The sequence below is a fragment of the Mycobacterium sp. 852013-50091_SCH5140682 genome (genome assembly GCF_001665685.1).
Classification (GTDB): Bacteria; Actinomycetota; Actinomycetes; order Mycobacteriales; family Mycobacteriaceae; genus Mycobacterium.
The window spans coordinates 64,201-91,184 of record NZ_LZTB01000063.1; the positions used below are offsets into that span (position 1 = coordinate 64,201).

The following is a 26,984-nucleotide window of genomic DNA, read 5'->3' on the forward strand; positions in this document are numbered from 1 at the left end:
GAATTCTAGGTGCGCGCAGCGCCATTGCCGCACGGATCCCGCCGTGCCGGAGGTCGGCGGCTCATCTGGCCGCGTCGAGCAATTCCTCCAGCGATTCGCGCAGCAGGCTGGGCACCACGTCGACATCGCTCATGGCGTCACGGTCGGCGTTGATCCCGAAATACAGCATGCCGTTGTAGGACGTCACGCCGATGGCCAGTACCTGATTCTGCAGCAGCGGCGGTACCGCATAGGTCTCCAGCAGCTTGGTCCCGGCCACGTACATCTGCTTCTGCGCCCCGGGAACATTGGTGATCAACAGGTTGAACAACCGGGCCGAGAAGCCCGTCGCCACACGGATTCCCATGGCATGCAACGTCGGCGGGGCGAACCCCGACAGCGTGACGATGGTGCGCGCGTCGACCAGGCTGGCCGCGGTGGAATGCGATTCGGTCGCGTGGGCGATCTGGGAGAGCCGCACGACGGGGTTACCCTCCCCCACCGGCAGGTCGACGAGGAACGGCGACACCTCACTGATCGCCTGTCCGGGCGCGGTCGAGTCCAGTTCGGCGTCGGGGTACACCGACATCGGCGCCATCGCCCGCACTGTGGTGGTGGGCGTGACCGGTTCGCCGCGGGACAGCAGCCAGTTGCGCAGCGCCCCGGCCACCACCGCGAGCACCACATCGTTGATGTCGCAGTCGTAGCGGGCGCGCACCGACCGGTAGTCCTCCAGCCGGTGCTCGGCCACCGAGAACCGGCGGTTGCGCGACACCGTCGTGTTCAACGGGCTGCTCGGGGCGGTGCCGCGGGCCGCGGTGCGCACCGCATCGGCCACCCGGCGACCGACTGCCGCCAGCTCACCGCTGTTGGTGGCCAGATCGAAGACCGCGTCCCGGACGGCGGCCAATTGGCTGGTCGGCCGGGCGATCCACTCCCCGATGGCACCGAGCACCAACTGCCGGTCGCTGGGTTCGCGGGCCGGAATCCAGATGTCCTCGCCGAACTCGGGCGGCTTCTGCGTACGGTCGGCGATCACGTGGCCGATCTCCAGGGCCGTCATTCCGTTGACCAAGGCCTGGTGGGTCTTGGTGTAGATGGCGATGCGGTTCTTGGTGAGCCCTTCGACCAGGTACATCTCCCACAGCGGACGGGTCTTGTCCAGTGGACGCGAGCCCAGCCGGGCGACCAGATCGTGCAGCTGGGCATCGCTGCCCGGCGACGGCAGCGCCGAGCGGCGGATGTGGTAAGTGATGTCGAAGTCACGGTCGTCGACCCATACCGGCCGGGCCAGCCCCAACGTCACCTCACGCACCTTCTGCCGGTAGCGCGGAATCTGCGGCAGCCGCTGTTCGACGGTCGCCAGAAGCGTCTCGTAGCTCAGTCCGGCACGGGGTTTGCGCAGTATCGCCAACGACCCCACATACATCGGGGTCGAGGTGTTTTCCAAGTGGAAGAACGATGCGTCGGACGCCGACAGCCTGCTCACCATGCGGCGCCAACCTCCCCTTCAGTCGCCATGATCCCCGTCACGGTAACCGGCCGAACTGTTAGTGCGCATGACGGGTGCGTCAATCCAGGTCAGCGGGGACAGTTCCCAGTGGCCCCCGCCGGTCAACTGCAGCCGGGAGCGGTGATGGCGGTCGATCGTGGACCGGTGACCGACGCTGACCACCACGCACTCGGGCAGCCGCTCGCGCACCAGGGTGTACATGGCATCCTCAAGACCCTCGTCCAGCGCCGACGTCGACTCGTCGAGGAACACCACCCGGGGCCGGACCAGCAGCACCCGCGCGAACGAGACCCGCTGCTGCTCACCGAGCGACAGCACCGACGCCCAGTCCGCCTCCTCGTCGAGGCGTTCGATCAGATGCCCGAGGGCCACCGCGCGCAGCGTGTTCCGCAATGTGTCGTCGGTGACGTCGGCAACCGGAAGTGGGTACACCACCGCCTCCCGCAGATCCCCCAGCGGCAGATACGGCAGCTGCGGTAGGAACAGCGTCGCCCATCCGGCGGGATAACATGCCAGACCCGTTGTCCGAGGCCATAATTCGGCCAGGCTGCGCAGCAGGGTGGTTTTCCCGCAGCCTGACGGACCCTTCACCACCACGCTGTCACCGGCGGTCAACACCATCGTCAGATCGGAGATCAGCGGATTACCGCTCAGATCGCTGACCCCGACGCCGGTGAGCGCCAGCGAATCCTGCGCGGCGCCGACACTGATCCGGGGCAGTTCGCGGGCGCGGCGATCACCATCCAGCATCTGGTCGATGCGCATCAGGGCGGCCCGGTAGACGGTGAACTCGTCGTAGCTGTCCCGGAAGAACGACAGTGCGCCACAGACGTTTCCGAACGCGGCGACGGTCTGCAGCAAGCCGCCGAGGGTGATCTGTCCGGCGAAGAACCGCGGCGCCTGCACGATGTAGGGAATCATGCCGGTCGTCACGTCGCCGACGCCGCGATTCCAGCCGTTGAGCCGCAATTGGGCGAACACGATGCGCCACATGTTGGCGATGATCTCGGCGAACCGGGAGTGCAGCAACTGCCGCTCACGTTCGCCGCCCCGGTAGAACGCGACACGTTCGGCATTGTCCCGCAGGCGCACCAGTGCGTAGCGGAAACTCGCACTGAACCGTTCGTTGAGGAAGTTCAGCCGCACCAGCGGCCGGCCGATCCAGAACGCGATGAGCGTCACCGTGATCGAGAAGACGAATGCCACGAACACCATGGCCCGCGGAATCACCCAGCCGCCCAACTGCAATGGGCCGGACAGTTGCCACAGCACGCCCGTGAACATCACGATCAACAACGACTTGTTGACCGCGCCGACGCTCATGTCCACCGACTTGGTGGTGAAGGTCTCGATGTCGGTCTGGATCCGCTGATCGGGGTTCTCCACCGGAGGGTGCAGAAAGCGGTTGCGGTAGAAGGCATCCCCGGTCATCCAGTCGTCGACCAGGCGGGTGTTGAGCCAGATGCGCCAGTGGATCGCCAAGACCCGGCGCAGGAACAGGTCCACCACGGTGTAGATCACGGTGAGCAGTACCAGAATCCCGCTGATCGCAAAGGATGTCATGAACGCATGACGCGCGGCATCCAGTTTGTCCGCATCGTGGGTGGCCAGCGCCTCGGCACCGACCTGTACGGCGTTCATCAGGTCCGCGTACTGGTAGGTGAAGATCACCACCACCCGCGCCGAATACACCGTGTGCCACAGCATGAACGCCAGCAGCGCCCAGGTGCGCCAACTGCCGGTGAAGAACGGCGCGTTGACCCGCCAGAACTGTTGTCCCCAGCGGGTGCAACGGGCCACGACGAACGCCACCGCGAGGAACACCACGAAGGTGATCACCCACGCCTGCAGTGTCCACACCAGCGAGCGCAGCGGCTCGCCGGGCCAATCGATGCTGGGTTGAACCATCTCTGCCCCCGTCCGTCGGACACCGCCACGGTATCCGGCGAAACTGGGCGCTCGGGACATCAATCGGGCGTGCGATGATGAACGGGTCTGCACCTCTCCAGCAGATGTGTCCTGTACCTGACCACCGCTGGAGATTGCCGTGCCCGTTCCCGAAACCACCCCGGCGCCGCCGTCGCTGACGTCGCCGGTGATCGACTTCGAGCCGCCCGCCTACCCGCTCACCCCACTGTCCACTGCGGTGTCCCGGGCAAAGAGCTGCCCGGCACCCACCGCGTTGCACCGGCCGAACCCGCGCCGGTTGCGGTTGGTCGAGCAGGCCGATCATCCGCCGCAGACGGAATCCACGCAGTTCGCCGAGGCGGTGCTGCGCCGGGTGCTGGAGGTCATCGACCGGCGCAGGCCACCCGCGCAGTTACGCCCGTTGATCAGCCCGCAGGTGCTCGATGCGGTGCTGGCACTGCCGGCCCGGCAGGCGGCCGCAGCCACGCTGCGCCGGGTGCGGTTGCGCGCCGCACCCGGGCCAGGGGCCGCCGAGGTGTTCGCCACCTTCACTCGCGGGCCCCGGGTGCACGCCATCGCCGCCAAAATCGAATTACACGGCGGCCGTTGGCAATTGACAGCTCTGCAGGTGGGTTAGCCCTTGCGGTGCGACCGCGTCGGCTTGCCGGTCTTGGCCTGCCGGCGCGCCGCTTCCCGACGCTCCCGACGGCTGCCGCCGTTAGGCGCGGCATGTCGGCCACCGCCATTACCCGAGCGCTGTACCTCCACCGAGCCGTCCTCGGACGGCCCGCTGTACGTCAGCTGCGGATTGCTGTCCTCGATGCCCTTGGCCCGCAGTGCGGCCGGACGTTCCTTGGTGGCCACCGCGGCAGGCTCGGCGGCGGGTTCCGAGGACTCCGACGCCTTGGCCGCAGCCGCCGCGGCGAACTCGGCGAGGCCCTGCGGAGCGGCCACCGGGGCCACCTGAGCGCTCGGGGGTGCCGGGGCGGCCTCGACCTGCACGTTGAACAGGAAGCCGACCGACTCCTCCTTGAGGGCGTCGAGCATGCCGACGAACATGTCGTAGCCCTCGCGTTGGTACTCCACCAGCGGGTCGCGCTGCGCCATCGCGCGCAGTCCGATGCCCTCCTTGAGGTAGTCCATCTCGTAGAGGTGCTCACGCCACTTGCGGTCGATCACGTTGAGCAGCACGTTGCGTTCCAGCTGCCGCATGGCCCCCTCGCCGGCGATCGCCTCCAGCTCCTTCTCTCGCTCGGCGTAGGCCCGTTCGGCGTCCTTGATCAGGGTGTCTCGCAACTCGTCGCGGGTCAGCTCACCGGCTTCACCCACCGCGTTGGAGTCCACCAGATCGTGGTGGTCGATGCCGACCGGGTAGAGGGTCTTCAGCGCCGTCCACAGGGTTTCCAGATCCCAGTCCTCGGCATAGCCCTCGGCGGTGGCGCCGTCGACGTAGGCGGTGATGACGTCGACCAGCATGTCGTGGGCCTGCTTCTGCAGGTTCTCGCCCTCGAGGATCATGCGGCGCTCTTCATAGATGACCTTGCGCTGCTGGTTCATCACCTCGTCGTACTTGAGGACGTTCTTGCGGACCTCGAAGTTCTGCTGCTCGACCTGGGTCTGCGCGCTCTTGATGGCGCGGGTCACCATCTTGGCCTCGATCGGCACGTCGTCGGGCAGGTTGAGCCTGGTCAGCAGCGATTCCAGCGTCGCGCCGTTGAACCGCCGCATGAGCTCGTCACCCAGCGACAGGTAGAACCGGGACTCGCCGGGGTCGCCCTGACGACCGGACCGGCCGCGCAGCTGGTTGTCGATACGCCGGGACTCGTGACGCTCGGTGCCCAGCACGTAGAGGCCACCGGCCGCGACGACCTTCTCGGCCTCTTCGCCGGCCTCTTCCTTGATCTTCTTGAGGGTGTCGTCCCAGGCGGCCTCGTACTCCTCGGGCGTCTCGACCGGGTCGAGACCCTGCTGACGCAGCCGCTGATCGGCCAGGAAGTCGACGTTGCCGCCGAGCACGATGTCGGTGCCGCGACCGGCCATGTTGGTGGCCACCGTGATCGCGCCGAGCCGGCCCGCCTCGGCGATGATGCCGGCTTCCTGCTCGTGGTACTTGGCGTTGAGCACGTTGTGCGGGATCTTGCGCTTGGTGAACTGCCGCGACAGGTACTCCGAGCGTTCGACGCTGGTGGTGCCGATGAGGACCGGCTGGCCCTTCTCGTAGCGCTCCGAGACGTCGTCGACGACCGCGATGTACTTGGCTTCTTCGGTCTTGTAGATCAGGTCGGACTGATCCTGCCGGACCATCGGCTTGTTGGTGGGGATCGGCACCACACCGAGCTTGTAGATCTCGTGCAGCTCGGCGGCCTCGGTCTCGGCCGTACCGGTCATGCCGGAGAGCTTGTCGTACAGGCGGAAGTAGTTCTGCAGGGTGATGGTGGCCAGCGTCTGGTTCTCGGCCTTGATCTCGACGTGCTCCTTGGCCTCGATGGCCTGGTGCATGCCCTCGTTGTAGCGGCGGCCCAGCAGCACGCGACCGGTGAACTCGTCGACGATGAGCACCTCGCCGTCGCGGACGATGTACTCCTTGTCGCGCTCGAACAGCTCTTTGGCCTTCAGCGCATTGTTGAGGTAGCTGACCAGCGGCGAGTTGGCGGCTTCGTACAGGTTGTCGATACCGAGCTGGTCTTCGACGAACTCCACACCCAGCTCGTGCACGCCGATGGTGCGCTTCTTGATGTCCACCTCGTAGTGGACGTCCTTCTTCATCAACGGCGCCAGCCGGGCGAACTCGGTGTACCAGCTCGAGGCGCCGTCGGCCGGCCCGGAGATGATCAGCGGCGTACGGGCCTCGTCGATGAGGATCGAGTCGACCTCGTCGACGATGGCGAAGTTGTGGCCGCGCTGCACCATGTCCTCGGTGGAGTGCGCCATGTTGTCGCGCAGGTAGTCGAAGCCGAACTCGTTGTTGGTGCCATAGGTGATGTCGGCGGCGTAGGCGACCCGACGCTCGTCAGGGGTCATTCCGGAGAGGATGACGCCGACGTCGAGGCCGAGGAAACGGTGCACCCGGCCCATCCACTCGCTGTCGCGTTTGGCCAGGTAGTCGTTGACGGTGACGACGTGCACACCGTTTCCGCTCAGCGCATTGAGATACGCGGGCAGCACTGCGGTCAGGGTCTTGCCCTCACCGGTCTTCATCTCGGCGACGTTGCCGAAGTGCAGCGCCGCGCCGCCCATCACCTGGACGTCGAAGTGACGCTGACTGAGCACGCGCCACGCCGCCTCGCGGGCTACCGCGAACGCCTCGGGCAGCAGGTCGTCGAGCTCCTCGCCGTCGGCGACCCGCTTCTTGAACTCGTTGGTCTTGGCTCGCAGCTCGGCGTCGGAGAGCTTCTCGACGTCGTCGGACAAAGTGTTGACATAGTCAGCCACCTTCTTGAGGCGCTTGACCATGCGGCCTTCACCGAGACGGAGCAACTTCGACAGCACGCTATTTCCCCTGTGGGTATCGATGGATCTTTCGGTGTTGATCGTGGTCCATCGTAGGTGACCCGTCGAAATACCTGGTTGTACTCACTCGGCGAAGACGAAAACGCACCCCGGATCGCTCCGGGGTGCGTTCTTGGCCGGTTCGACGAATCAGGCGAGTCGGATGAGGCCGTAGTCGTAGGCGTGCCGCCGGTATACCACCGACGGTTTGTCGCTCTCCTTGTCATGGAAGAGGAAGAAGTCGTGGCCGACCAGTTCCATCTCGTAGAGGGCGTCGTCCACGGTCATCGGCGTGGCCTGGTGTTCCTTGGTGCGGACCACGCGGCCGGGTTCGTGATCGTCGATGACTGCGGGTTCGGTCGCATCGACCGCCTCGTCAGCGGCGGTGTCCCCGGCCAGGTGGTCGGGCGTGGTCGCCTGGTGCAGTGATACGGGGGTCTTGTCGCCATAGTGGATCTTGCGGCGGTCCTTGCTGCGGCGCAGCCTGGCCTCAAGCTTTCCGGCTGCGGATTCGAGGGCCGCATAGAAACTGTCTGCACACGCCTCGCCGCGGACAACGGGGCCGCGGCCACGGGCAGTGATTTCGACGTGCTGGCAGTTCTTGCGTTGTCGTCGGTTGCGTTCGTGGTCAAGTTCGACGTCGAAGAGGTAGATGGTCCGGTCGAAGCGCTCCAGGCGTGACAGCTTTTCCGAGACGTAGATTCGGAAATGATCGGGGACTTCCACGTTGCGCCCCTTGACCACAACTTCCGCGTTGGGCTCGGGGTTGGCACCTGTGTCACGATCCTCGACCACCATCGCGGGGCCTGAATCCAGGGAATTGGTTGACATACTTGGCAACTCGTTTCTCTCACTCGTTGCACGCGATCTGCGTGCCGGGCTCTAACGAATCGCGGCGATGGGTCAGGGTTTTGTCGCTCTCCCCATCGGCGCAAGGTGTCGAGTACTCACCTCCTACCGGTGCGGTGAAGTGACGCTGTGATGGAGCGTCGCCGTGAGGTGTTCACGGGTGGTTGGTGCCGACGGTAGTCCGTGTTCACCGGTTCGTGCCACCAATTTCGACGACATGTTTGCAGTTCTTCATTTCTGTTTGATTGCGCGGTAATTGCCACCTGTGTCAGGCATGTGCGACGACCAACACACCGGCCACATTCGCCCCCGCGCCACGCAGTACGCGCACCGACTCGGCAGCCGTGGCACCGGTCGTCACGATGTCGTCGACGAGCAGCACCTCACCGGTCACACCGGCCACCACCCGGACCCGTCCGGCGATGTTGCGTTGCCGGGCGGTGCCCGACAGGCCGACGGAATCGCGGACCCATGGCCGCAGCCGCAACGCAGGCACGGTGCGCACCCCGGGCCGTCCCGCGCACGCCGCGACGGCCATCGCGGTGACCGGGTCCCCGCCGCGGCGGCGGGCGGCGAGCCTGCGGGTGGGGGCAGGCACCACGGTCAGCGGCGCGTCGACGACACCCCACGCCAGCAGCCGATCCAAACCGTCCCGCAGCGCGGCCGCGAGCGGCGCCACCAGATCCGTGCGGCCCCGCTCCTTGGCGGCCACGATGGCCTGGCGCCGGGCACCGGCGTAGCGGCCGAGGGCGAACACCGGAACGCCGGGATCGGTGCGCGGGGTGACCAGGTGCGGTTCGTCGGCGCGCACCGCCAGCGTCGACGCGCACGCCGGGCACCACCGCGTCGACGGGGCGCCGCAACCGCCGCATTCCAGCGGCAGGATCAGGTCGAGCATGCCCGCAGTGTGCGCGGCACGACCGACATATCCGGTCGGCTCAGCCCGGCAGCACCGGAAGCGCGCCCGGCACCATCAATGGGCGCACCTCCGACCAGCCGGGGTTGTCGGAGCTGGCCGACGCCGAAAGTTGCAGCACGCCACGCTGATCGGCCACATACACCGTCGACGGGTTGGCCGCGACGGTGGTCACCGGCATCACCAGGTTGCGGCTCGGGCCGTCGGAGTTGACGCCGTCGATGTTGACGTAGGACACCGGATGCTGCGGATCGGTGCGGGACACCACGATGTCGTCGCCGGTCCGCCAGGCCAGCGACACCACCGTGTTGCCCATCCCGAAGCCGAGCCGGCGCGGATACGTCAGCTGGAACTGTCCGTCCTGGTTCTGCTCGACCCCGGCGAGGATCACCTGCCCGTTGATGACCATGGCCGCCCGGGTGCCGTCGCGGGACAGCTGCAGGTCGGTGATCGGGCCGGGATAGCGGGTGGCCACCGCGGTCGTGTCCACCGGGATCCGGCCCGGGGCACCGGAAGCGTCCTGGATCGCCCGCACCACGTTGATGCCGTCGACCACGACCCAGACCGCCTGGTCCAACGCCCAGCTCGGGCGCGACAGGGTCCGGCCTTCCAGGGCCTGCGCCGCGGTGCCGCCCAGTGGGCCGATCCACAGCGTGGCGGGAGGACTGGGGGCGCCCGGCGGCACGACCACCACCGACGCGGCCTCCTGGCCGTTGCGCGACACCGACGCCGAGACCTGGTTGGGCGCCAATCCGAACGAACCCGCGACCCGCGGCGCCTCCTGGCCCTCCAGCGAGACGAGCGACCCGCCCACCAGCGCGTGCAGCCCCGCCGCGGCGCCAGGGGCGGCGCCCGGATCGGTGGCGGCGACGTCGGAGGTCTCCCAGCCGTCGGCGAACCGGTCGTCCAGCGGCGCTCCGTCGGCGTTGATCACGTACGGCCCGCTGATACCCGCCCGCGCCAAGGTCCAGATGATCTGCGCGGCCAGCAGCTGCCTGCTGTGCGGATCTCTTGCCGAGAGGTTCTCCAGATCGATCCGGGCGCCGCCGTAGCCGCGGCCCACGCCGGTCTTGCCGCCGTCCGCACGGGTGACAGGCCCGCGCAGTTTCAGCTGAGCGCCCAGCAGGTTGTGCACCGACTTGGCCATCTCGGGGCGCGGGCCTGCGATCAGTTTGGTGACCAATTCGGTGGCCAGCTGGTCAGGGTCGGACACCGCGACGTAACGCGGATCCGGTACGACGGTGTTGCCGGTCGGGTCGACGAAATACAGGTTGTTGCGTTTGTAGGTCGACTGGAACTGTTGCCAGTCAAGGAAAACCCCGTTGGGCAGCCGGTCGATGCGCCACCCGCCGCTGGTCTTGACCAGTTCGATCGGCCCCGGGTCGGGCAACGCGCCCTCCCCCGTCTCGAACACACCCAGGTCGGAGAACGATCCGAGGATGTCGGCGTGCATGGTCACCGAAACCCGTTCCGAGCTCCGGGTTTCGACGAACACCACGCGGTCGATCAGCAGGGCACTGCCCGCATCGTCCCACGAGCTCGACGCCGATTCGGTGAGGAACTGCCGCGCCGCGAGATGGCGGTTGGCGGGATCCGCGGTGGCCTTGAGGAATTCCCGCAGCAGCACGTCGGGATCCATCTCGGGCGACGGCTTGGGCAGGTTCTGCGGCGCGGGGCGCTCGACGGTTCCGATGGCCTGCGGTGAGGACGTGTTGGGAATTCCGGCGCAGCCCGACGTGAGCACCACCAGGCCGACGATCGACGCGGCCAGCAGGCGCTTCACACGTTCTCCTCTTCCCTTACCTGTCGGCGTGGGTTATGTTGCGGTTCAATCGGTTTGAGCGGCAGCGGACTCGCGGTCACCTTGTGCCCGCGGACCAGCGGCAGGGTCAGCCGGAAGCAGGCGCCCTTACCCGGCTCGCCCCAGGCCTCGAGCCTGCCCTGGTGCAACCGTGCATCCTCGATGCTGATGGCCAGGCCGAGCCCGGTGCCACCGGAGCGCCGCACGCGCGACGGATCGGACCGCCAGAACCTGCTGAACACCAGCTTCTCCTCGCCGGGGCGCAGCCCGACACCGAAGTCGCGCACGGTGACGGCGACGGTGTCCTCGTCGGCGGCCATGCGGATCTGCACCGGCTTGTGTTCGGCGTGGTCGATCGCGTTGGCGATGAGATTGCGCAGGATGCGTTCCACCCGCCGCGGATCCACCTCGGCGATCACTTCCGTGTCCGGCATGTCGACATCGAGTTCGATGGCGGCATCGGCGGCCAGGTGCCCGACGTTCTCCAACGCGTTGCGCACGGTGCCGCGCAGATCCACCGATTCGACCGACAGTTCGGCGACACCGGCGTCGTGGCGCGAGATCTCCAACAGGTCGGCCAGCAGTGTCTCGAACCGGTCGAGTTCGTTGACCATCAACTCGGTCGAGCGGCGCAGTGCCGGATCGAGGTCGTCGCTGTGGTCGTAGATCAGGTCGGCCGCCATCCGCACCGTGGTGAGCGGGGTTCGCAGCTCATGGCTCACATCAGAGGTGAAGCGGCGCTGCAGGTTACCGAACTCCTCCAGCTGCTGAATCTGCCGGGACAGGCTCTCGGCCATGTCGTTGAACGACACCGCCAGGCGGGCCATGTCGTCCTCGCCGCGCACGGGCATCCGCTCGGTGAGGTGGCCCTCGGCGAACCGCTCCGCGATGCGCGATGCCGACCGCACCGGCTGCACGATCTGACGGGCCACCAGCAGCGCGATGGCCGCCAGCAGCCCGAGCAGCACGATGCCGCCGGTGGCCATCGTGCCGCGCACCAGCGAGATGGTGCTTTCCTCGTTGTTCAGCGGAAAAATCAGGTACAGCTCAAGATTGGGCACCGACGACGACGCCGGGGTGCCGACCACGAGGGCCGGCCCGGAAAACCCGTCGGTGCGGACCGTGGCGTATTGGTAGCTGACCTGGCCGGCCTTGACGAAGTCACGTAATGCATTGGGCACCTGAGCGACCGGGCCCGCCGACGTGGCCGCGCGGGGTCCGTCGCCCGGGACCACGAGGACCGCGTCGAACGCGCCCGCGAGGTCACCACGGACATCGGCCTTGCGGTCGACGAGGGTGTTGCGCGCCAGCTGCAGGCTGCTGTCCAGGGACCGCGATTCTTCCCCACCGACGATGCCGCTCACGGTGTTTCGGGCCCGCTCGACCTCTTCGGTGGCAGCCTTGACCTTGACTTCCAGGATCCGGTCGGTGATCTGACTGGTCAGCACGAATCCCAGCACCAGGATGACGGCAAGCGAGAGCCCGAGCGTCAGCGTCACCACCCGCAATTGCAGCGAGCGGCGCCAAATCAGACCAACAGCCCTGCCCAGCGTCCCCAATCCGCGCAGTAGTGGGCCGGAACCTCCCCAGCGCCCACGAATGCGCCGTCTGGAACCAAAGATCACGGGGGTCCGGCCTTGTATCCCACTCCTCGAACGGTCAGCACCACCTGCGGGTTCTCCGGGTCTTTCTCGACCTTGGCCCGCAACCGCTGGACATGCACGTTCACCAAACGGGTGTCAGCGGGGTGGCGATATCCCCACACCTGTTCGAGCAGCACATCACGAGTAAACACCTGCCGCGGTTTCCGCGCCAAGGCCACGAGCAGGTCGAACTCCAGCGGTGTCAGCGAAATCTGTTCGCCTTGGCGGGTCACCTTGTGAGCCGGAACGTCGATCTCGACGTCGCTGATCGACAGCAGCTCAGCCGGTTCATCTTCGTTGCGGCGCAAGCGTGCCCGCACCCGGGCCACCAATTCCTTCGGCTTGAACGGCTTCATCACGTAGTCGTCGGCGCCGGACTCCAGCCCGAGGACCACGTCGACGGTGTCGGTCTTGGCGGTCAGCATGACGATCGGTACACCGGAGTCGGCGCGCAGCACGCGGCAGACGTCGATGCCGTTCATACCGGGCAACATCAGGTCCAGTAGAACCAGATCCGGTCGCAGCTCGCGGACGGCGGTGAGCGCCTGGCTGCCGTCGCCGATGACCGCGGTGTCGAAACCCTCACCGCGCAACACGATGGTGAGCATCTCGGCCAGCGATGGGTCGTCGTCTACGACAAGGATCCTTTGCCTCATGGAGTCCATGGTGTCACCAGAATGCGATAAAACTCGGGTACCACACGCGGTGATCTTGGGTTGATCTGCATGTGCGCTCCGATGGACGCGCTCAGCCGAACCGCAGCGCCAGCGCGGCCGGGTCCACGTCGGGCCCCGCGAGCGCCCACCGACCGCACCAGTCGGCGGCGGCGAGCCCGGCGTACACCTCACTTGTGCGTCGCTGCAGCCCGCCGTCGCGCTCGTATGCGTCCTTGGCTCGGTCGGCCTCGGTGTTGGCCCGGTGCTCGGCGCGCTCGGCGGCCAGCTCGGTGGGCACATCGAGCAGCACCTGCCAGTCCGGCCTCGGCAGCTTCAACCGGTCGTACTCCAGCTCACGCACCCAGGACACCACTTCGCCGTCAGCGCCCTGATGCAGCCGCGCCGCGCTGTAGGCGGCGTTGGAGGCCACGTAGCGGTCGAGGATGACGACGTCGTAGGCGGCGCACAGATGCTCGATCTCCTCGCGCGCGCCGGCGCGGTCCAACGCGAACAGCACCGCCATGGCGTGCACCGACTCGGCGAGGTCGCCGTGCGCGCCGTGCAGGGCTTCCGCGGCCAGGTCGGCGGGCACGGAATGGTGGTAGCGCGGAAACGCCAGGGTGCCGACGGACTTGTGCGCGGACTCGAACGCCGCCCGTAGCCCGTTGGTCAGAGTGCGTTTGCCGGCGCCGTCGACGCCTTCGATCGCGATCAGCACGCCGCGAGCCTAACTACCCGGCGCGGTCGTCGGCGTTCGCGGCACGCATCAGATCGTCGCGGGCGCGCGCCACCCGCGACCGGATCGTGCCGACCGGGCAGCCGCACACCTCGGCGGCCTCGGCGTAGGACATGCCGATCACCTGGGTGAGGATCAGCGCTTCGCGGCGGTCGGCGTCCAGATCTGCCAACAGCATCCGGATCTCGACCATGTTCTCGATCCGCGCGCCGCGCCCGGCGGCCCCGGCGACGTCGTCGAGTTCGACCACGTGCACGGTGCGTGGACGGCTCGTGTTGTAGCGAATCTGGTCGACCACCACCCGCCGGGCGATCGACAGCAGCCACGTGCGGGCGCTGGACCGGCCGCTGAATCGCGGCAGCGCGCGGATGGCCCGCAGGAACGTCTCCTGCGTCAGATCGTCGGCGCTGCCCGGGTCCGCCAGGTACGCCACCGTGCGCCAGACGTCCCGCTGGGTGGCTTCGATGAACTGGGACAGTGCGGCCTGGTCGCCGCGGCCCGCGGATTTGGCGAGGTGAGTAATTTGGTCGTCATCACCTGTCGCCACGGCTAGTCACCCTAGGCCATCGCGCCCGGGAACTTTTCGCCGCGTTGCACCGACCAGTAGACGCATGGGCAAAGTCCGGCGGCCCAGGTTTTCAAGGAGGTAAGCGACACGATGTCGAGTTCGGCACCGGTATGCGACGACGCGGTCAGCACGCGACGGATCCAACTGGACGTCAGCGGGATGTCCTGCGCCGCGTGCGCCAACCGCGTGGAAAAGGCGCTGAACAAGCTGCCCGGTGTGCGGGCGTCGGTGAATTTCGCCACCCGGGTCGCGACCATCGATGCCGATGAGCAGACCGGCTCGCAGGAGTTGTGTGAGGTCGTGCAGCGGACGGGATATGACGCCGAACCGCGTAACGGCGGCGTCGACGAGGACGGGGATCCCGACGCCGATCACGCGCACAGCCTGCTGATCCGGTTGGCCGTCGCGGCGGTGTTGTTCGTGCCGCTGGCCGATCTCTCGGTGATGTTCGCCGTGGTGCCCAGTACGCGCTTCGCCGGCTGGACGTGGGTGCTCACCGCGCTGGCGCTGCCTGTGGTGACGTGGGCGGCGTGGCCGTTTCACCGCGTCGCGCTGCGCAACGCGCGTCACCGCAGCGCCTCGATGGAGACGCTCATCTCGGTCGGCATCACCGCGGCCACGATCTGGTCGCTCTTCACCCTGTTCGGCACCCACCACACCACCGACCGCCGAGGCATCTGGCAGGCGCTGCTGGGCAGCGACGCCATCTACTTCGAGGTCGCGGCCGGGGTGACGGTGTTCGTGCTGGCCGGACGCTACTTCGAGGCGCGGGCCAAGTCGAAGGCGGGCGGGGCGCTGCGTGCGCTGGCGGCATTGTCGGCCAAGGACGTCACGGTGCTGCTCGCCGACGGTTCGGAGATGCTCATCCCGGCCGACGAGCTCAAGGAGCAGCAGCGGTTCGTGGTGCGCCCGGGGCAGACGATCGCTGCCGACGGACTGGTGATCGAGGGAACTGCGGCGGTCGACATGAGCGCGATGACGGGTGAGGCCCGACCGGTGCGCGCCGACGCCGGCTCGAACGTCATCGGCGGCACGGTGGTGCTCGACGGCCGGTTGATCATCGAGGCCGCCGCGGTGGGCGCCGACACCCGCTTCGCCGGGATGGTCCGGCTCGTCGAGGACGCCCAGACCCAGAAGGCCAACGCACAACGCCTCGCCGACCGGGTCGCATCGGTGTTCGTGCCCGCGGTGTTCGCGCTGTCGGCGCTGACGGCCGCCGCGTGGCTGCTCGCCGGCGGCGGGCCCGACCGCGCGTTTTCGGCCGCGCTTGCGGTGCTGGTCATCGCATGCCCGTGCGCGCTGGGCCTGGCGACGCCGACGGCCATGATGGTGGCGTCCGGTCGCGGCGCCCAACTCGGAATCTTCCTCAAGGGCCACCAGTCCCTGGAGGCGACTCGGGCGGTGGACACCGTCGTCTTCGACAAGACCGGAACGCTGACGACGGGCCGGCTCAGCGTCAACACGGTCGTCGCGGTGTCGGGGTGGCGGCCCGAGGACGTGCTCGCCCTGGCCGCGGCCGTGGAGTCGGCATCCGAACACGCCGTGGGGCTGGCCATCGCGACCGCCGGTGGCCGCGGCGAACCGGTGCAGGATTTTCGCGCGGTCGCGGGGCGTGGGGTCAGCGGTACCGTCACCGGCCGGGCCGTGCGGGTGGGCAAACCGTCCTGGATCGCCCCGCACTGTGATTCGCCGACCCTGCTCGCGGGCCGCCGCAGCGCCGAATCACGAGGCGACACCGTGGTGTACGTCGAGGTCGACGGCGAGGCTTGCGGGGTCATCGCGGTGTCCGACGCCGTCAAGGACACCGCTGCCGATGCCGTCGCCGCGCTGCACCGCCGGGGCCTGCGCACGGTGCTGCTGACCGGGGACAATCCGGCGTCGGCCGCAGCGGTCGCTGACCGGGTCGGCATCGACGAGGTGATCGCCGATGTGCTGCCCGAGGGCAAGGTCGACGTCATCGAGCAGCTGCGCGACCGCGGCCGTGTCGTGGCGATGGTCGGCGACGGCATCAACGACGGGCCCGCGCTGGCCTGCGCCGATCTCGGCATGGCGATCGGGCGGGGCACCGACGTGGCGATCGGCGCGGCCGACATCATCCTGGTCCGCGACAACCTCGACGTCGTCCCGCTCGCGCTGGATCTGGCCGCGGCCACCATGCGCACCATCAGGGTCAACATGGTGTGGGCGTTCGGCTACAACGTGGCGGCCATCCCCATCGCCGCGGCCGGGTTGCTCAACCCGCTGATCGCCGGTGCGGCGATGGCGTTCTCGTCGTTCTTCGTGGTGTCGAACAGCTTGCGGTTGCGCAACTTCGGGCGTTAGCCGCCGCGAGCGGGACCGTGCCCCTCATCGGCCACGCGTCCGCATGTCCGGCTGGGACCGTTCGATGGGTGTGAAGACGAGCGTCAGCCAGTGGCCGGTCAACGCCGCCACGGCAAGGTCGGCGGCCACCAACCAGGCCAGCCCGGTGCCGTGGTGTCCGGTGCGTAGCCACCACAGCGCGCCGACGCCGATCACGGTGGCCAACCCGCTGAAATACGCCGCGGCGCAGCACCAGCGGTAGCGTCGCCGGGCCAGCGCCACCGAGGACGCCGCGCCTGCGAGCGCGAACATCACCAGGCTCACTGCCGGAACACCTTGTGCTGCACCGGTATCCCCGAGGCACCACCACGTCACCGCGCTGACAGCAAGGACCAGCACGGCCGCAACACCGCCGGCGAACCGCGACCGCCCCATCCACACCTCGTCGAGCACGCGGCCTTCGATCGTGCGCAGGGTGTCCATGAATGCGTCGCCCGTCACCGCTGATCCTCCTTCACCCGACCCGGTTTCGTCGTCCGCATATCTGGTCGCGCCGAAGCCCCCTGTGGTTCCCGGGAACTGAATATCAACGCCGATCGCGAGACAGCTCGCGCAGCATCGCGTTGTAGGCGTCCAGTTCGTCGTCGGCATAGGAGGAGTCGGCGTGGCGATCCGAGCGCGACGCCGCGCGGCGGTCCTGGCGCGCCCACTGCGCCACCAACGCGACGACCACGATGATGACGGGCAGTTCGCTTGAGCCCCAGGCGATTGCACCGCCCAGATGCTGGTCGTCCTCGATGCTGCCCAGCCACGGCAGGCCCACGTTGCGGTAGAACGGTCCGCCCATCACCGAGGTCATGGTCATGGTCGCGATGCCGAAGAAGGCGTGAAACGGCATCACCGCGAACAGCAGTCCGAGCCGGCCCAGGAAGGGCAGCTTCCGCGGCCCCGGGTCGATACCGATGATGCCCCAGTAGAAGAGATAACCGACGAGCAGAAAGTGCAGGCTCATCAACTCGTGGCCCCAGTGATAGCGCGCCAAGGTGTTGAAGATCGGCGTGAAGTACACGACGTACAGCGACGCGACGAACAGGATGAACGCGATCATCGGATTCGCCAGGAACGCCGTGACTTTCGAGTGCACCAACCACAGCAGCCATTCGCGGGGCCCGGGTGGCCGGCTGTCACCGGCGGCAGGCAGGGCACGCAGCGCCAGGGTCACCGGACCGCCGAGCACGAGCAGCACCGGGATGAACATGTTCAGGATCATGTGTTCGGCCATGTGCACGCTGAACATCGCCGAGCCGTACGCCCGCACACCGGAACTGGTGGTGAAGACCAGCAGGGCACACCCGGCCAGCCACGCGACGAGCCGTCCGGCCGCCCAGCCGTCGCCGCGTCGGCGCAGCCTCAGGTAGCCCGCGAGGTACAGCCCTGCCAGGACGATCGCACCCACGCCGATGAATGTGTCGAACCGCCATGCGGTCAGCAGCGTGAGCACGCTCGGCGGCTCGGGCAGCTCATACCCGAGAAACACGTCCCAGGCGGTGAACCGGTGCGCCAGCAACCGCGGCGCGGGTTGGGTGGCCATCGCGGCGAGCAGGGCCATCACCCCGATCACGGCGGCCGCGTCGATGACGTCCTTCGCGCGGTACCGCCTGACGTCACGACGCCACACGGTGACGTCGCCCAGCCACACGGCGAGCAGCAGCACCCCGGCGCCCAACCCGGCTCGCCCGTAGCCGGTGTCGGTCGGCAGCGCCGATCCGGCGAGCAGGATCAGCAGGATCGTGCCGTAGCCGAGTGCGACGGCGCCACTGAGCGTTTCGAGCAGCAGCACCCGGCGCGCCACCGCGGGGGCGGGCGGGCCTGCGACCGCCGCCAGCTTGAAGCCGGCCAGCGCAGCCAGTGCGACGACGAAGACGATCGCGGTGCTCGTCGCGTAGTCGTGATCGGGCCCCTGACCGGCGTTGCCGCTGACCGCCACTGCGACCACGGCCACCGCGGTGGGCACCAGCAGCACCACGTGCGTGATCCACTTGACCGACAATCGCACGGCGACCGCCACGAGAGCTGCCGCGGCAGCCACCACGATCCACGCCCGTGACGTCTCCGAGGCCGCGACCGCCGGAATCACAGCGCCGCTCAACATCAGTCGCACGGCGTCGGCACCGGCGGCGCTGGCGGCCGACACCGCCACCATCAGCAGCGCTGTCACCGCCCAGATCGCGGCGGCCCGCTCGACGAGCACGTGCACACGGAACGCCTGTTCGTCGATCACCCCGGCGGTGTCGGGCCGCGCGGTGGTGACGACGTACAGCAGGCCGCCCAGGCACGCGGCGCCGCACAGCGTGGCGACGAATTGTCCGACCGGCAGTGCCGCCGCGGTCAGCGCCCCCGGATAGGAGTCGCCGGTGGCCGCATAGACGCCCGCGCGGCCGGTCAGGCCGTAGGCGACCAGGCCGGCCAGCGCGGCCGCGATCGCCGCCGCGGCGCTCTTCGCCCGCGGGCGCTTCTGGCTTGATTGCACCGGGGTGACGCCCTCCGTCGGAGACAGGTACTCGCCGACGAGTCTACGACCGTCCGTCGTAGACATTGACGGCCGCGGGAACTATCCGCCTCCCCCGACCGACCAATGCACACGTGAGCCACACTCCGCTGGAAGATCCCGTCGACCGCGACGGGCCCGTTGCGCCGAACTCGAAAGCGGCGCCTGCCTCGGCATGGGCCAGATTCCGCCCGGTCCTGATGCGCCTGCATTTCTACGCCGGGGTGTTCGTCGCTCCGTTCATTCTGATCGCGGCGTTCACCGGCCTGCTCTATGCCCTGATCCCTCAGATAGACACGTTCGTGAACCGGCACGAACTCACCGTCGAGCACGTCGGCGACCACCGGATCCCGCTGTCAGACCAGATCGCCGCGGTGCGCCTGGCCCACCCCGAAGGCACCGTGGCCAGCATCCGGCCGCCGGCTGCGCCCGACGAGACCACCTGGGTCACGCTCAACGTCGCCGACGTGCCGCCCGACTACGCCCGCACCGTGTTCGTCGATCCCTACACCGGCGAGATTCGCGGCGCGCTGACGACATACGGGCAGTGGCTGCCGCTGCGGGCCTGGTTCGACGAGTTGCACCGCAACCTCCATCTCGGGGCGATCGGACGCAATTACAGTGAGCTCGCAGCCAGCTGGCTGTGGGTGATCGCCGGTGCCGGTCTACTGCTGTGGATCGGGCATCGCATCGGCACCGGGAAACTGCGCCGGATCGCCTCCCCTGACACCGGCGTGACCGGCCGCCGCCGCCTGCTGTCTTGGCATGGCGCGCTGGGCGTCTGGATCATCGCGGCCCTGGCGCTGCTGTCGGTGTCGGGCATGACGTGGTCGCGTTTCGCGGGCGCGAACGTCAGCGAGATCCGCTCCCACCTGACCTGGTCGACGCCATCGGTGGACACCACGCTGCCCGGCGGCACACCGGGCGCGGTCGTGGCACACCACGGAATCACAACGGCCGCAGCAGGATTCGACGAATCGCAGGCGTTGCGCGGCGCCGATACCGCGTTGCGCGCCGCACACGATGCGGCGCTGAGCAATCCGATCTGGATGTACCCGCCGGCCGCACCGACTCAGGGCTGGCAGGTCGCCGAGAACAAGCGGGACTGGCCGACGCGTTACGACGCCATCGCCGTCGATCCGCAGACCGGAGCGGTGACCGCCCGCGTCGATTTCGCGGACTGGCCGGTCATGGCCAAGGTGGCGGACTGGATCGTCGGGGCCCACATGGGCATCCTGTTCGGCGTCGTCAACCAGGTGCTGCTGGCCGCGGTGGCGGTCGCGCTGATCGTGGTCATTGTGCTCGGGTATCGGATGTGGTGGCGTCGCAGGCCCACTCGGGCAACGGGTTTGGCCCTGCCCGCCGGTCCGCGCCGCGGCGTGCTGGCAGGGCTACGGCCGCATGAGGCGGTGTTGGTCACCCTCGCGCTGGCCGGTTTCGGGTACTTCGCGCCGCTGTTCGGGGTCTCCCTGGTCGCGTTCATCGCCGTCGACGCCGCGCTGGGCCGGCGGCAGGCCCGGAGGGCGCGGCAGTGATCGGCGATCTCTTCCTGCGCTGGATCGTCACGGCGTTGTTCGTCATCAGCGCGCTGGAATGCGGCTACGCCATCGCGACCGGCCATCGGTCCTGGACGCATGTGGTGGGCCACCTTCTGCACTTCGTCATGGCAGTGGCCATGGCGGTGATGGCGTGGCCGCGGGGTGCGGCACTGCCCACTATGGGGCCGATGGTGTTTTTCGCCGCGGCCGCCGTGTGGTTCGCGGCGATCGCGGTGACGACGGCTGCGCACCGGGCCGTCGCCGGGTATCACGCGGTCATGATGCTGGCCATGGCGTGGATGTACGCCGTGATGAACGGCGGGCTGCTGCCGGGCCAGATGATGTCGGGCCATCACGACACGCAGGCCTCGGCGATGGCGATGGACATGCCCAGCATGGACATGTCCGTCGCCACCGAGGCGTCGACCGGCCCGGGCTATCCGGGCTGGATCGACGCCGTCGACTGGCTGTGCACTGTGGTGTTCGCGGCCGCGGCCGTGTGGTGGCTGTACCGCTATTTCGCTGCGCGCCAAGCTGATCCGGCTCGATACCAGCTCGGCGCAGCATGCCAGGCCATGATGGCCGCTGGGATGGCGGTGATGTTCGGGGTGATGCTCTAGGGCTGGTAACGCCACAGGCGCCAGTCGCCGGTGAGCGGATCCCAGTCGAGCACCTTGCCGTCGTGCATGACGATGAGCTGTTGGGGCGTATGGATGCTGAACCAGTTGCCGATGTCCACCGGCGAACCCGGCAGCACGTCGTGCACATGGGTGGCGTCGTAGTTCCACAACCGCCACGTCCCGTCACCGGGCACCCAGTCCAACACCTTGCCGTCATGCATCGGGACCAACTGATGCCCGGAGCCGATGGTCTTCCACTGCCCACTGGCCACCGCATTGCCCGGCAACACATCATGCGTGCTCGCCGCGTCGTAATTCCACAACCGCCACGTCCCATCGCCGGACACCCAATCCAACACCTTGCCGTCATGCATCGGAATCAACTGATGCCCGCTCCGGATCGTCTGCCACTGCCCACTGGCCACCGCATTGCCCGGCAACACATCATGCGTGCTCGCCGCGTCGTAATTCCACAACCGCCACGTCCCATCGCCGGACACCCAATCCAACACCTTGCCGTCATGCATCGGAATCAACTGATGCCCGCTCCGGATCGTCTGCCACTGCCCACTGGCCACCGCATTGCCCGGCAACACATCATGCGTGCTCGCCGCGTCGTAATTCCACAACCGCCACGTCCCATCGCCGGGCACCCAATCCAACACTCTGCCGTCACGCATCGGAATCAACTGATGCGTGAGCAGGATCGTCTTCCAGAGTCCTTGTGCCACAGCGGATCCGGGCAGAATGTCGTCGCGGTACCACAGCTGCACCTCGCCGTGGGTGGGCGAGTTGTCCACGATCACGGTGTGCTGACCGCAGTCGGTGATCTTGTCGATGGGGCTCCAGCTCAGCGGGGCCGCAGTACCGTCGCTGTCGGTGATGGCGATCGCCCGCATCCGGGTGTCGGTCGAGCTCGGGTAGTCCGAGGCCCGCGTGATCGAGTAGCACTCGAGAGTCTGCACGCAGTCCAGCAGCTCGTCGGTGGTGAGGATGGTCAGCTTGCTGCCTGCGATCCCGACGAACTCGCACGTCCACAGCGCACCCAACGTGTCGCCGCCCACACCGTTGACCCGCGTCATCCGGCCGACCAGGGTGTCACCGACGTTCACCGTCACCGGTGAGGTGTAGGAGGCGGCGCCGCCCTGGCCGTCGGCGTACCAGCTTGCGACGCACCAGTGGTCGCCGCCGAAGATGCCGTTGTCTCCCCACTGCAGGACGGGCTGCAAGATCATCGAGCTGTTCTGCAGACCGTTGAACAGGTACAGCAGCTGTCCGTTCTGGGTCTGCGGCGCGCCGGGCACCACCCACGTCGTGAGGAACGACTTCAGCGGTGCGCCGCTCTGAAAGTTGGCGAAAGTGATCCAGCCCGTTCCGAAGTCGGGCAATTGCTCGGGAGGTTGCATGACGTTCGCGGGCATCAGCGGAACACCCGGCTCATGCGGCGGTACCGGTCCGACATCCCGGAGCATCTCCCCCGCCCGGGTGACATGGCGCATCCTGCCGTCGGCGACGTGGACCACCTCATCCGGCGCGACTTGGTGTACGAGTTCGGCGGCGCGCCGCCCACCCGGTGTGATGACAAATTTTTTCGACATGACGCCCTCCGAGCCGTCCTAGTCGAGCAGGTGATTGAGCCGAGTCCCTGTGCCCGGACCCGTCGACACGGATCAGTCTCGGCCTGCGGGCGCACCGTGGTCCCGCGTAGTGCACTACTCGAAAAACCGGGGCCTAGGCCGCCGAGCCGTCCGTCGGCCACAGATGACCGCGCCGACGCCCTCGGGATGCGTTGTGCGGCAAGGTGATATCGGGCTCGGCCGCGTGCCGTCCCGGTTCCGGCCCCGACGCCGACGCATCGCGCCACACCAGGACCGCGAGGACCGCACCGAGCAGCACGGGTAGATGCGTGAGCATTCGCACCGGCGTCACGGCGCCCATCGTCGCGTCGACGGCGACGTACACCGTGAGCACCGCGGCGAACACGCTCAACACCCCCGCCAGGCCTGCGGCCGCGACGGGCCGCAGCGCCGCGCCGATCATCACCGCGCCGAGCGCGGCCGACCACGCCGTCGACTCGTTGAGCAGGTGCCCGCCGCCCATGCCGTGGTCGTGGGCGAGCCCGACGCTCAGCCCGAGTCCCTGTACGGCTGCCAACAGGATCTGCACCACGCCGACAGCGAGCAGCGCCCCGCGCCGCCAGCCCAGCCTCACGCGCCGGGGCTGCTCGGCGGAGTGTTCGAGGGCGGTGAGCGTGGGGCGGCGTTCGGCCAGCCGGCGCAGGTCGAGCGCCTGATCGGTGACGGCGTCGCGCCAGGCACGGCAGTCAGCGCACTCGCGCAGGTGCTCGTCGACGCGCGCCGACGGCACGGGCTCGCGCTCACCGTCGAGCCGGGCCGACAGCGCCTCGCGCGCCACCTCGCAGTTCACCCTCCTATAGTCGCGCAGCGGCGCCCGATCGTTCCCCGCGGGTGGTGACCGCTGCCCTCAGCCGATCACCGGCAGGGTGATCGAGGACGGATGGGCCGGATCGTGCAGCACGGTCTGGGTGGCCTGCTGGGTCCTGGTGTCCTGCCCGAACGGGGCCCCGGTGTTGGGATTGGGCGCGAACTGCGGGTAGTCGCTGCTGGAGACCTCCAACCGGATGCGGTCGCCCGCCCGGAACAGATAGCTGGTGGGCCAGACCTGGATCCGGTACTGGTAGGGCTGCCCCGGGGTGGTCGGCGTCGGATCGGACAGCGAATCGCGGAACGATGTCCGCACGATGCCGTTGTTGAGGTTGACCGCCTGCCCGTCCGGTTTGACGACGACGAGTTTCGCGGTGAAGTCGGTGTCGACGGCGGTGGACTGCGCCCACAGCGTCACCGTGACCGGGCCGGTGATCTCGGTGCCCTTGGTCAACGGCGCCGAGCTGTACACCAGCACATCGGAGCGTTGCTCGACCGGAGTCTGGTCGTAGGGCCCCTGCGGACCGTTCAACGCTCCGCAGCAGGAGTGCCCACCTAGGCTGGGAGCCGGGAAGGCCGGATCATAAAGATAGGTGTCAGGCGGTTGCGCAGCCGGCGGCTGCGCCGTGAGTTGCCCCTCCCGGTCGGCGAACCCGCCAGACCCGGAGAGGTACCAGTTGGTCCAGTGTGTTTGCGGCAGCGGCCAATTCGGTGCCGTCTTCCAGACATTGGCGCCCATCAGGAAGTAGTCGACGCGGGGCGGGCCGGCCACATCGTTGTCCTGACCCTTGAGAAAGTGGTCATACCAGGCGAGTTGGAGTTCGTTGATCGGACTGTTGCCCACCGGCCCGATGTCCTTGAGCATCGGCGCTACCACCGAGTCGGGTCTCCCCCAACCGACGTGGTCCCACGGCCCGATGACCAGCCGCTGGTTGGTCCGCGCCAGATCACTGCCGCCATGGGTCGTCATCCCGGTGAAGTTCTCGATGCCACCGGCCAGGAAGGCGTCGTACCAGCCCTCGACGTGCAGCACGGGGATCTTCACCGCGGGGTAACGGTCCCTGATGCTGAACCGGCGCCAGAAGTCGTCGCGGGTGCTGTGCCGGATCCAGTCGAAATACCACGGCGCGACCACGGGGTTGGCGGGCTGCATCGGTGGAAGGTCTTTGAACGGACGGAAATTCAGCCATCGGGTCGGGTCGGCGGCCGCGGCGTTCAGCTGCGCCACGGCTTGCTTGTCATCCCGGTTGATCGCGGCGGTGGTGGCGATGTCCTCGATCGCCCATGGCAGCACGAACCCCAACCGGAATTCCCCGCCCTCGTAGTTCCATCCGTCGTAGTAGTCCGATGCGGTGTTCGCGGGGACGATGGTCACCAGGTGCGGAGGCGTGGTCACCGCCGCCAGCCACTGGGTGGCCCCGACGTAGGACGACCCGTACATGCCGACCTTGCCGTTCGAGCCCGGCAGGGCGGCCGCCCATTCCACCGAGTCGTAACCGTCGTCCATGTCGTGGGTGAACTCGCTGAACACGCCGCCCGAGTTGCCCTGACCCCGAATATCCTGCACCACAACCAGATAGCAGTGCGACGCGAACCAATCGGGCGGCTCGAAGCGGTCCACGTCCGTCTGCGCCCCGGACTTGCCGTACTGGGTGCGCATCAGGATCACCGGTACTGCGTCGGAGGTCTTGGGACGGTAGACGTCGGCGCGCAACACGGTGCCGTCGCGCATGGTGGCCGGTACATCGTGCTCGGTCGTCACGTCGCACGGCCCCCGTCCGGCCGCCGCGGGGAAGGGACGCCGGGTGTCCGCATCCTGCCCGCTGGTGCAGCCGGTCAGAACCAGCGCGATGCTGACCAGGATGGCGATGACGGCACGGATCGCGTGGGGCACCCAGCGAGCGTATCGCTGCGGCGTCGGGTCAGAACTGTCCGCAGTTGGGCGTCGTCGGTATTCCGTTGAACCGGTCGGCGATCCACTGCATGGCCGCCTCGCCGTCGACCAGCATGGGCAGCGCATGGTTGATCACCAGCTTGTTGAGAAACGGAGGCTCCTCATTGGTGCGGAACTCCACATCGGCGCCCTTGTCACACCAGTCCCGACCCAGTTGGTTGGCCGCCGTCCAGGGCACCAGCGGATCGTAGCGGTTGCTGTTGATCAGCACCGGCGCGTTCGGCTTGTAGCGGCCGATCTTCTGCAGGTCGAACAGGCCGCTGAACGGCTCCTCGTTGACCAGCTGGTGAATGTCTTCGGTGAAGTACGGCTGCAGATGCCGGAACATGAACTTGGTGATGGTCTCCGCGATGCACTGGCCCGCAACCTTGTTGAGAAGGTCCTCCCCGCGGGGCGTGAGCTTGTCGTGAATCGCCTGCGCCGCTTCCGGATACGCCTGCAGCACCCCATTGATGGCGTACCCGACCACGCCGACAAGGGCGCTGCCGTCGGCGTAGGGGAACAGTTCCTTCAGGTCGGCGGGTGGCGCGCCCGCATAGGTGCCCACCACATGCAGGTCCGGCGCGTACGACGCAGCCAACTCGGCGGCTGACGCGGCCGCACCCCCTCCCTGGGAGTAGCCCCAAAATGCCACGGGCCCATGGGGATCCAGCGACGTGCCGGGAAGTTTCAGAGCTGCTCGCCCCGCGTCGAGCATGGCGTTGCCCTCGGCGACCCGGTTGACGTAGGTGTGCAGGCCCGGGGTGCCCAGTCCCTGATAGTCCGTCATCACGATGGCGAAACCGCGCGCCACCATGGTCGCGACGAACAGTTCTTCGTAGTTGAACGCGATATCCAGCCACGGCGACCAGTGGATGCCCTGATTGAACTGCCGCGACGGTGCGCACTGGTCGCCCTGCCCCTGAGTGCCGGGCCCGTACACGATGAGCGGCCGCGGCCCCTTGCCGGGCCAATCGTTCTGCGGCTCGAAGTACGTGCCGGTCACCGCCATCGGATTTCCCCGAGAATCGGTGCTGCGGTACATGATTCGCGTTCCCGCGGCCATGATCGCACCGAGCTGCCCGGAGGGCTCCAGCACCAACCGGGACGGTTCGGTGCGGATCAGATCTCCTGGCGCACCGGCGGGCAGCGGGTCAGGCGGGGTGTAGAACTCGGAGTACTGATCCTCGTTGAAGATCGGGTCATGGTTGCGCAGGGTCGGGTCGGGGTCGGCGCGCACGTGCGGCGTCGCACCCACACTCCCGAAAAGCAGCAGCACGCACAAAGCCCCCCACAGCCGACGCATGGTCGGCAAGGTTAACAGATTGGCATGCAGTTGTAACGACGATGCGCGGCCGGCGGTGTCCATGTTCGGCACCGCCGGCCTGCGGCACGGTCAGTCGGCCGCGGTGTCGTTCAGTTCCGCGCGGAACTTGGCTTCGCGGGCGACGTGCGTGGGCCGACGCCGCAGCACCGTCCAGGCGATGCCGAGCACGATGAACCACACCGGCGTGACCAGCAGCGCGTGCAGCGTGTCAGGCT

At 67.9% G+C, this 26,984-nt stretch carries 20 protein-coding genes; 4 read left to right on the top strand and 16 right to left on the bottom strand.

Features of this window, described 5'->3' with window-relative positions; all coding sequences use genetic code 11:
• Positions 1–61: 61 nt before the first annotated feature.
• Positions 62–1,471 carry a WS/DGAT/MGAT family O-acyltransferase gene (locus A5784_RS19405; protein ID WP_064946529.1) on the bottom strand — a complete coding sequence of 470 codons (1,410 nt, stop codon included), beginning with the start codon at positions 1,469–1,471 and terminating at the stop codon, positions 62–64.
• 18 nt (positions 1,472–1,489) lie between these two features.
• Entirely contained in the window at positions 1,490–3,400 is a 1,911-nt protein-coding gene (locus tag A5784_RS19410; RefSeq protein WP_082944938.1) for an ABC transporter ATP-binding protein/permease, read from the bottom strand.
• Between the two features lie 139 nt (positions 3,401–3,539).
• Here A5784_RS19410 and A5784_RS19415 point away from each other — a divergent pair, with 139 nt between their 5' ends.
• Entirely contained in the window at positions 3,540–4,037 is a 498-nt protein-coding gene (locus tag A5784_RS19415) for an Rv3235 family protein (RefSeq protein ID WP_064946530.1), read from the top strand.
• Here A5784_RS19415 and secA read toward each other — a convergent pair.
• The 8 genes from secA to sigC form a co-directional block, all read right to left on the bottom strand.
• A complete protein-coding gene (gene secA, locus A5784_RS19420) occupies positions 4,034–6,889 on the bottom strand; it encodes a preprotein translocase subunit SecA (protein ID WP_064946531.1) in 2,856 nt (951 codons plus the stop codon). The genes A5784_RS19415 and secA overlap by 4 nt on opposite strands.
• A gap of 150 nt (positions 6,890–7,039) precedes the next feature.
• Positions 7,040–7,687 carry a ribosome hibernation-promoting factor, HPF/YfiA family gene (gene hpf / locus A5784_RS19425; protein ID WP_197514801.1) on the bottom strand — a complete coding sequence of 216 codons (648 nt, stop codon included), beginning with the start codon at positions 7,685–7,687 and terminating at the stop codon, positions 7,040–7,042.
• A 319-nt stretch (positions 7,688–8,006) separates the two neighbouring features.
• Positions 8,007–8,636, bottom strand: a complete 630-nt coding sequence (locus A5784_RS19430; RefSeq protein WP_064946533.1) for a ComF family protein — start codon at positions 8,634–8,636, stop codon at positions 8,007–8,009.
• A 40-nt stretch (positions 8,637–8,676) separates the two neighbouring features.
• Positions 8,677–10,437 (bottom strand): MtrAB system accessory lipoprotein LpqB, encoded by a 1,761-nt coding sequence (lpqB, locus tag A5784_RS19435; protein ID WP_064946534.1) that lies wholly within the window; start codon positions 10,435–10,437, stop codon positions 8,677–8,679.
• Positions 10,434–12,080: an MtrAB system histidine kinase MtrB gene (mtrB, locus tag A5784_RS19440; RefSeq protein ID WP_082944939.1), complete on the bottom strand. Its 1,647-nt coding sequence runs from the start codon at positions 12,078–12,080 to the stop codon at positions 10,434–10,436. The genes lpqB and mtrB overlap by 4 nt, the downstream gene beginning before the upstream one ends.
• Positions 12,077–12,763, bottom strand: coding sequence for a two-component system response regulator MtrA (mtrA, locus tag A5784_RS19445; RefSeq protein WP_029373661.1), 687 nt, complete (start codon positions 12,761–12,763; stop codon positions 12,077–12,079). The genes mtrB and mtrA overlap by 4 nt, the downstream gene beginning before the upstream one ends.
• Before the next feature lie 82 nt (positions 12,764–12,845).
• A complete protein-coding gene (locus A5784_RS19450) occupies positions 12,846–13,472 on the bottom strand; it encodes a dTMP kinase (protein ID WP_064946536.1) in 627 nt (208 codons plus the stop codon).
• 13 nt (positions 13,473–13,485) lie between these two features.
• Positions 13,486–14,037, bottom strand: a complete 552-nt coding sequence (sigC, locus tag A5784_RS19455) for an RNA polymerase sigma factor SigC (protein ID WP_064946537.1) — start codon at positions 14,035–14,037, stop codon at positions 13,486–13,488.
• A gap of 111 nt (positions 14,038–14,148) precedes the next feature.
• On the opposite strand from sigC, the gene A5784_RS19460 reads away from it, so the two are divergent.
• On the top strand, positions 14,149–16,380 hold the full coding sequence (locus tag A5784_RS19460) for a heavy metal translocating P-type ATPase (RefSeq protein WP_064946538.1): 2,232 nt from the start codon (positions 14,149–14,151) through the stop codon (positions 16,378–16,380).
• A gap of 24 nt (positions 16,381–16,404) precedes the next feature.
• On the opposite strand, the gene A5784_RS19465 is transcribed toward A5784_RS19460, so the two are convergent.
• Together A5784_RS19465 and A5784_RS19470 are read right to left on the bottom strand one after the other, a co-directional pair.
• The gene (locus A5784_RS19465) at positions 16,405–16,860 is read right to left on the bottom strand and encodes a hypothetical protein (protein ID WP_082944940.1); all 456 of its coding nucleotides are present in this window, start codon (positions 16,858–16,860) and stop codon (positions 16,405–16,407) included.
• An 85-nt stretch (positions 16,861–16,945) separates the two neighbouring features.
• Positions 16,946–18,955, bottom strand: a complete 2,010-nt coding sequence (locus tag A5784_RS19470) for a cytochrome c oxidase assembly protein (protein ID WP_082944941.1) — start codon at positions 18,953–18,955, stop codon at positions 16,946–16,948.
• Positions 18,956–19,002: 47 nt separating this feature from the next.
• On the opposite strand from A5784_RS19470, the gene A5784_RS19475 reads away from it, so the two are divergent.
• Entirely contained in the window at positions 19,003–20,442 is a 1,440-nt protein-coding gene (locus tag A5784_RS19475; RefSeq protein WP_064946540.1) for a PepSY-associated TM helix domain-containing protein, read from the top strand.
• Positions 20,439–21,065 carry a DUF5134 domain-containing protein gene (locus A5784_RS19480; protein ID WP_064946541.1) on the top strand — a complete coding sequence of 209 codons (627 nt, stop codon included), beginning with the start codon at positions 20,439–20,441 and terminating at the stop codon, positions 21,063–21,065. The genes A5784_RS19475 and A5784_RS19480 overlap by 4 nt, the downstream gene beginning before the upstream one ends.
• On the opposite strand, the gene A5784_RS19485 is transcribed toward A5784_RS19480, so the two are convergent.
• The 4 genes from A5784_RS19485 to A5784_RS19500 form a co-directional block, all read right to left on the bottom strand.
• Positions 21,062–22,663 carry a WD40 repeat domain-containing protein gene (locus A5784_RS19485; protein WP_064946542.1) on the bottom strand — a complete coding sequence of 534 codons (1,602 nt, stop codon included), beginning with the start codon at positions 22,661–22,663 and terminating at the stop codon, positions 21,062–21,064. The genes A5784_RS19480 and A5784_RS19485 overlap by 4 nt on opposite strands.
• A gap of 133 nt (positions 22,664–22,796) precedes the next feature.
• Positions 22,797–23,492, bottom strand: coding sequence for a zf-HC2 domain-containing protein (locus A5784_RS19490; RefSeq protein WP_064946543.1), 696 nt, complete (start codon positions 23,490–23,492; stop codon positions 22,797–22,799).
• A gap of 57 nt (positions 23,493–23,549) precedes the next feature.
• The gene (locus A5784_RS19495) at positions 23,550–25,403 is read right to left on the bottom strand and encodes a CocE/NonD family hydrolase (protein ID WP_064946544.1); all 1,854 of its coding nucleotides are present in this window, start codon (positions 25,401–25,403) and stop codon (positions 23,550–23,552) included.
• Between the two features lie 28 nt (positions 25,404–25,431).
• Positions 25,432–26,748 carry a lipase family protein gene (locus tag A5784_RS19500; protein ID WP_082944944.1) on the bottom strand — a complete coding sequence of 439 codons (1,317 nt, stop codon included), beginning with the start codon at positions 26,746–26,748 and terminating at the stop codon, positions 25,432–25,434.
• Positions 26,749–26,984 lie beyond the last annotated feature (236 nt).